The sequence below is a fragment of the Psychrobacter sp. PG1 genome (assembly GCF_014897815.1).
In the GTDB taxonomy this organism is placed as follows: domain Bacteria; phylum Pseudomonadota; class Gammaproteobacteria; order Pseudomonadales; family Moraxellaceae; genus Psychrobacter.
The window spans coordinates 1-5,770 of the sequence record NZ_JABUZG010000044.1; the positions used below are offsets into that span (position 1 = coordinate 1).

General features: G+C 43.3%; 5 protein-coding genes. 1 reads left to right on the forward strand and 4 read right to left on the reverse strand.

What is annotated here, in order from left to right; genetic code table 11:
- Positions 1 to 161: 161 nt before the first annotated feature.
- The gene (locus INT03_RS03490) at positions 162 to 2,498 is read left to right on the forward strand and encodes a FepA family TonB-dependent siderophore receptor (RefSeq protein WP_193007634.1); all 2,337 of its coding nucleotides are present in this window, start codon (positions 162 to 164) and stop codon (positions 2,496 to 2,498) included.
- Positions 2,499 to 2,754: 256 nt separating this feature from the next.
- Here INT03_RS03490 and INT03_RS03495 read toward each other — a convergent pair whose 3' ends face one another.
- From INT03_RS03495 to INT03_RS03510, 4 genes are all read right to left on the reverse strand, one after another.
- Positions 2,755 to 3,525, reverse strand: a complete 771-nt coding sequence (locus tag INT03_RS03495; protein WP_193007640.1) for an ABC transporter ATP-binding protein — start codon at positions 3,523 to 3,525, stop codon at positions 2,755 to 2,757.
- A 101-nt stretch (positions 3,526 to 3,626) separates the two neighbouring features.
- A complete protein-coding gene (locus tag INT03_RS03500) occupies positions 3,627 to 4,151 on the reverse strand; it encodes an iron chelate uptake ABC transporter family permease subunit (RefSeq protein WP_226951667.1) in 525 nt (174 codons plus the stop codon).
- A complete protein-coding gene (locus tag INT03_RS03505; RefSeq protein ID WP_193007660.1) occupies positions 4,127 to 4,321 on the reverse strand; it encodes a hypothetical protein in 195 nt (64 codons plus the stop codon). The genes INT03_RS03500 and INT03_RS03505 overlap by 25 nt, the downstream gene beginning before the upstream one ends.
- A 149-nt stretch (positions 4,322 to 4,470) precedes the next feature.
- Entirely contained in the window at positions 4,471 to 5,514 is a 1,044-nt protein-coding gene (locus tag INT03_RS03510) for a siderophore ABC transporter substrate-binding protein (protein WP_193007641.1), read from the reverse strand.
- Between the last annotated feature and the right edge of the window lie 256 nt (positions 5,515 to 5,770).

Consider the following 5,770-nt stretch of genomic DNA (forward strand, 5'->3'; position numbering starts at 1 on the left):
TTCTTTTAAAACGTTGCACTTCTTATTTGAATCTAGGACATTAAAAAATAACCACTTTTGCATGCTTTTCTAGTGCTTACCCATAATGTTATAGCGAATCTGCTCTATCAGAAAATTTGCAAAGTATTGGTAAACACTAAATATTTCTAGGATTTTCATCTATGCCAACATTACCAATTTCTTCTGCTTCTATAAATGCTCTTTACCTACCAAAGCCGTTACGCTTAGCGACTGGCAAAGCTTTGCTTGGCATTGCTATCGCTTCTATTTTGAGTACAACTGCATTCGCTGCTGAGATAGATAGCCGTAACGTACCACAAATAGCAGCGCAAGAAATTGATGAACAGCAGACAATGCCTTCTGTTGAGCTAGATACCATTGTTGTTAAGGCGGCAAGAGAGGAGCTTGAACAAGCAGCTGGGCTTTCAGTGATTAGTGAAGAGGCTATCAAAAAAGCTTCTATTTCCAATGATATTGCAGAGATCGTGCGCAAAATGCCTGGGGTTAACCTATCTGGCTCGTCTACTTCTGGTCAGCGCGGTAATCAGCGCCAGATTGACCTACGTGGTATGGGCCCGAATAACACGCTGATTTTAATCGACGGCCGTCCTGTTACTTCTCGTAATGCCGTTCGCCCTGGTAGGGCTAGCGAGCAAGATACCCGTGGAGACTCGCAATGGGTGCCGCCGAGCGCTATTGAACGAATCGAAGTATTGCGTGGTCCAGCCGCGGCTCGCTATGGTTCTGGTAGTATGGGCGGGGTAGTCAACATCATTACTAAAGCGCCTACTAAAAAAGAATTTTCGGTCACTGGTCACTACGAGTCCCCAGAGAGTGACTTGGAAGGTAAAGACTGGCGCACCAATATCAATATGGCTGGTTCTTTAAGCGACAAGCTGTCCTTCCGTACTACGCTTGGTTACCACGACAGTGAAGGCGATGACCCTTATATCAATGCCGAAGACGCCCAAATTGTAGATGGGCGTGACGGACCAGTCGCTTCTATTGCAGCTGGGGTTGAAGGCGTAGAGAATATAGATGTCCGCCAGCTCTTTGAATACGCTATGGATGCGATGAACACGGTAGGTTTTGAAGTCAACTATAGTACCCAGGATAATCGCTGGGCGGGCGACTCACAATTTCAAAATGTCAATAATGATTTGGTCGAAACCTTAGCTGGAGAATCTACCAATAAGATGCGACGCTATGGTGCTGCCATCACGCACCGTGGTGATTATGACAATACCCGTAGCAATAGCTATTTAGAGTTTAGCCGTACCAATAATGAGCGTTTGGCTGAAGGCACGGCTGGTGGAGGTGAAGGTCAAATTAAACCACCAGCCGCAGGCGAGGACTATAACTGGAACGAGGCGACCTATGACACACTAAACGCCAAGTCAGAGTGGGATATATTCTTTGATCGTCATACGTTGACTGCAGGCGCTGAGTTCCGTGGTGAAAAACTGACCAATCCTTTAGTGTCTGACTTAACCTTTGATGATGGTTTTGACTTCGGCGATGTCGAAACTGACCCTGCTAAGCGTGATCCAAAATCAGATGCTTACCTCGTCGGTGCTTATGTAGAAGATAACTACCAAATCACTCCAGACTGGTATGTAACGCCAGGGTTACGTTTTGATTATCACAGTGAAGCAGGGAGTAATTGGTCACCAAGTATCAATACCACGTGGGATTTTAGCCCTAACTGGTCAGTTAAAACCGGCATTAGTCGCGCTTTTAAGGCGCCTGAGCTCTACTTATTAGATCCTAACTACATCTATTACACCAAGGGTAATGGCTGTCCTTCTTGGGTGCCTGAAGATCAACGGGGCTGTCAAGTGCTGGGCAACCCTGATCTTGAGCATGAAACTTCTTGGAACAAAGAGCTGACTTTTACCTATGATGATGGCACAGGGCTGAATGCGGGCTTGACGTATTATCATAATGCCTATGATAACCGTATTGGTGCGGGTGTAGACCGGGTAGCAGTAGATTCGGCGACTAACCGTTCTATCTTCCAGTGGGAGAACCAAGGTGAAGCCATCATTGAAGGTCTTGAAGGCTTTGTCACAGTTCCAGTGACTGACGCACTCTCTTGGTACACCAACGTTACGGGAAATCTGCGTTCAGAACGTAAAGATACGGGTGAGCCGCTATCGCTAATTCCTAAATTTACTGTAAATTCCAATGTTAACTGGGACATTACCTCTCGCTGGAATGCCGACTTAGGCGTCAGCTATTATGGCACCATTGATGCACCTGAAATTTCGGTTACTACTGGTGATGAACTGAGTACCTTAAAGTTAGACCGTAAGCCTTATGCGCTGGCAAATATCAGCACTCGCTATAATCTAACCGACAGTGTTACCGTTGGAGCAGGGATCAAAAACCTATTTGATAAGCAAATTAAGCGCGAAGGCACGGGTACCAATGCGGGTGCTCGAACCTTTAATGAGCCAGGCCGTGCTTATGTGTTTGATGTTAGTTTTGATTTCTAATCTTTAGATATAGTATTTTCTTTAGGACGCAAAAAGGTCTGAACTAATTGTTCAGACCTTTTGATTTGTACAACCAATCTTACTTATGATCTTACAAACAATCATTAAAACAGATAACACATAGCCATCATCTTGTAGTTCTTAATTGAATTTGGTTGAAAAAATAGTTAACAGTCATTTCTATTAAAATATTACCTATATTTTATGAACAGCATTTCTTATATGGATTCATCTTTTTAATTTATTAGACAGCAGGTTATAAGCTATCGACAATCACTGGGCGACTTTGATGATTGAGTACGGTAACATCGACGTTATACAGATCCTTCATGGTTGTTTGGGTGATGACCTCTGCAGGTTGACCGACAGCCATTACCTGACCCTCTTTCATAGTGACCACGGTATCGGCGAACTGCGCAGCTTGATTGATATCGTGCAGCACAATGACCACGGTTTTTTGCTGGCTATGACTCAATTCGCGCAGCTCACGCATCAGGCGACCAGCATGATACATATCTAAATTATTGAGCGGCTCATCGAGCAATAAGTAAGGCGTATCTTGGCAAACAATCATCGCAATCAATACTCGCTGACGCTGACCACCTGATAGTGTCGATAAAAAACGCTCGGCTAATGGCGCAAGCTCAAAACGTTCGATAATTTCTTGCACTTTTTGCTGATCATCAGCCGTTGGTTGCCCTTGATGATAAGGGTAGCGCCCAAACATCAGCAGCTCATGCACGCGTAGTCGCCCTTGTACGTGGTTATCTTGCCCAAGCATCGCAACAGTTTTGGACAAAGTTCGCGCATGACAGCTAGCAATATCACGTTCCTCATTATCTACAGCGAAACTGACTTGTCCCGACTGTAACGGTTGCAAGCGTGCCATCACCGAAAATAAGGTAGATTTACCCGCCCCATTGGGGCCAATCAGAGCAATCACTTGTGCGCTTGGTAACGACAACGTAATGTTATGAAGAATTTGCTGTTTGCCAATATGGTGCGAGATGTTATTGAGTTTAATCATAATAATTCTTATTTTTACAAAGGATCTGATTTTCTTACCAATATTTCAATGATTTTTAGATGATTGGCTATTAGGTCAATGACTATTAAATCAGCGCGGTATTAACGACGCTGAGTCATAAAAATCAATATTAAGAATACCAAGCCACCAGCCAATTCAATGACGACCGATAGCACACCCGCCATGCCCAATAGTTGCTCAAATATCGTCTGACCGAGTACCAAGCAAATCATCGCCACCAAACAGACCAATATCAGACGCTCGCTGTGATACATATGCCGAGCGATACGATTGGTTAGCGCACAAACCAACAGCCCAAAGAAGGTCACTGGACCGACCAATGAGGTTGCCGTGGCGACCAATACCGCAATGACCGTTAATAGCCCAAATGCCAAGCGTTGATAGTTGATACCGAGGTTAATGGCTTGTGATTTGCCAAGCATCAATACGTCACATTGATAACGCCAGCGCCAGATAAACAGTGCGCTAATGGCACAGATAACAATGCTGATACCAAGCAGCTGAGGATTGACTGTATTGAATTGTGCGTAACTGGCAGATTGCACGACGACGAAATCATCAGGATTGATCAATCTGGCAATCAGGGCTGATAAGCTACGAAACAAGACCCCATAATAATGAGGCTGCCCGTGTTGATTAACCACGGCGGTATAGAAGCACGGCGATTTTTAGAACTTAGACCACGGCTTGCGCTTTTTTGCCAACTCGTTGATGCGGCTGGTAAAGTAGGGCGGGCTTTAACGCTGGTCTGCGCACGAGAGGAAAATAACGGCATATCAGCTACTGGCTTAAAGTGAGGGTTGGCAACTGACAGTGATGACAGTTGCCTAAAAACGAATGACGCTTATTTAACATGTTGCTTGTTTAGCATATTGCTTGTTTAGCATATTGCTTGTTTAGCATATTGCTTATTTAACGCATCATTTATTTAGCGTTAGCAAAAGCCTCTTTAATGGTCGTCAAATCCTGCATCCATTGATAATAACCGCCAAAGGCAAGATATGAGTCTGGGCTAAGGTAAACCACTTGATTTTTACTCCATGCGTTGGTTTGCGCGACCAGTGGATTGTCCAATACGGCTTTGGCACCAGCACCATCTTCACCAATGGCGGCACTGCGATCGACGACGAATAACCAGTCTGGATTGGTTTTTTGTATGTATTCAAACGAGATTGGCTGACCGTGATTACCATCTTTAATTTGATTATCTGCTATTGGGATATTAAGTACGGTATGAATAAAACCATAGCGTGACTCAGTACCATATACGGACATTTTATTGCCATTGACCATGACCACTAAGCCTTTACCTTTATCTTTGGTGGCAGCTTTGGTTTCTGCTAACAGACCATCGATGTCACCTTGTAGTTTTGCCGCTTGCTCGCTTTTACCGAATAAAGCGCCTAAGTCAGACAAGCGACGTTTGCTCGATTCATAAATATCGGCAGTATCGACACTCATATCAAGAGTAGGAGCAATACTTGCTAATTCATCATATTTTTTAGCAGTGCGACTCCCAATCAATATTGCCTGTGGTTGTAGTGCATTCAAGGCTTCAAGATTCGGTTCAAACAATGTACCTACTTCTTTTGGCTCCGGTTGATTTTTTGCTTGCAGATTGTCTAACAACATATTGCTTGGCATACCTTGAATAGGTACTTCAAGAGCCGCTAAATCTTGCATTAACGTCATGTCATATACTGCAATGGGTGACGGATTAACTAGTAAGCTTATCTCACCTTTTGCAGTATCAATTTTTATACTAGTGGTAGATTCGCCATTATTCGTAGCATTCGATACGGTATCTGCCGTTTCATTCTCTGTTGTAATCGTTGCAGTTTCAGAATCGCTAGAGTCGGGTGAGGTACAGCCTGTCAAGCTGGCGGTAGCTATTAATGTTGCCATCATAGTTGTTAATAAAGGACGTTTGAATACGGGCACTGGTATAGAGAGTAAATTAGTAAACATAGGTAACTCATTATATTACAAGTTATAGAAAGTTGATTAATCAAATGACTGCAAAATATGGGATGGTTAGTAAAGAGGCTGCATAGCAGTATTCATAACGGCGCTCTTCGCCATTTAATTTGTCTTTAAGGCTATTGACTACTTCAGGATTAATGCTTACTTGAACTTTTTTAAAGTTCAAAAGAGTAAACAGCGATTATCATAAAGTAGTTAACAGTATTTATCAATGATAATGAGAATTATTATCATTTTTGGT

Coding starts and splice junctions, on each gene's coding strand:
- INT03_RS03490 (WP_193007634.1), top strand. CDS start 162: ATGCCAACATTACCAATTTCTTCTGCTTCTATAAATGCTCTTTACCTA.
- INT03_RS03510 (WP_193007641.1), bottom strand. CDS start 5,514: ATGTTTACTAATTTACTCTCTATACCAGTGCCCGTATTCAAACGTCCT.
- INT03_RS03505 (WP_193007660.1), bottom strand. CDS start 4,321: ATGCCGTTATTTTCCTCTCGTGCGCAGACCAGCGTTAAAGCCCGCCCT.
- INT03_RS03495 (WP_193007640.1), bottom strand. CDS start 3,525: ATGATTAAACTCAATAACATCTCGCACCATATTGGCAAACAGCAAATT.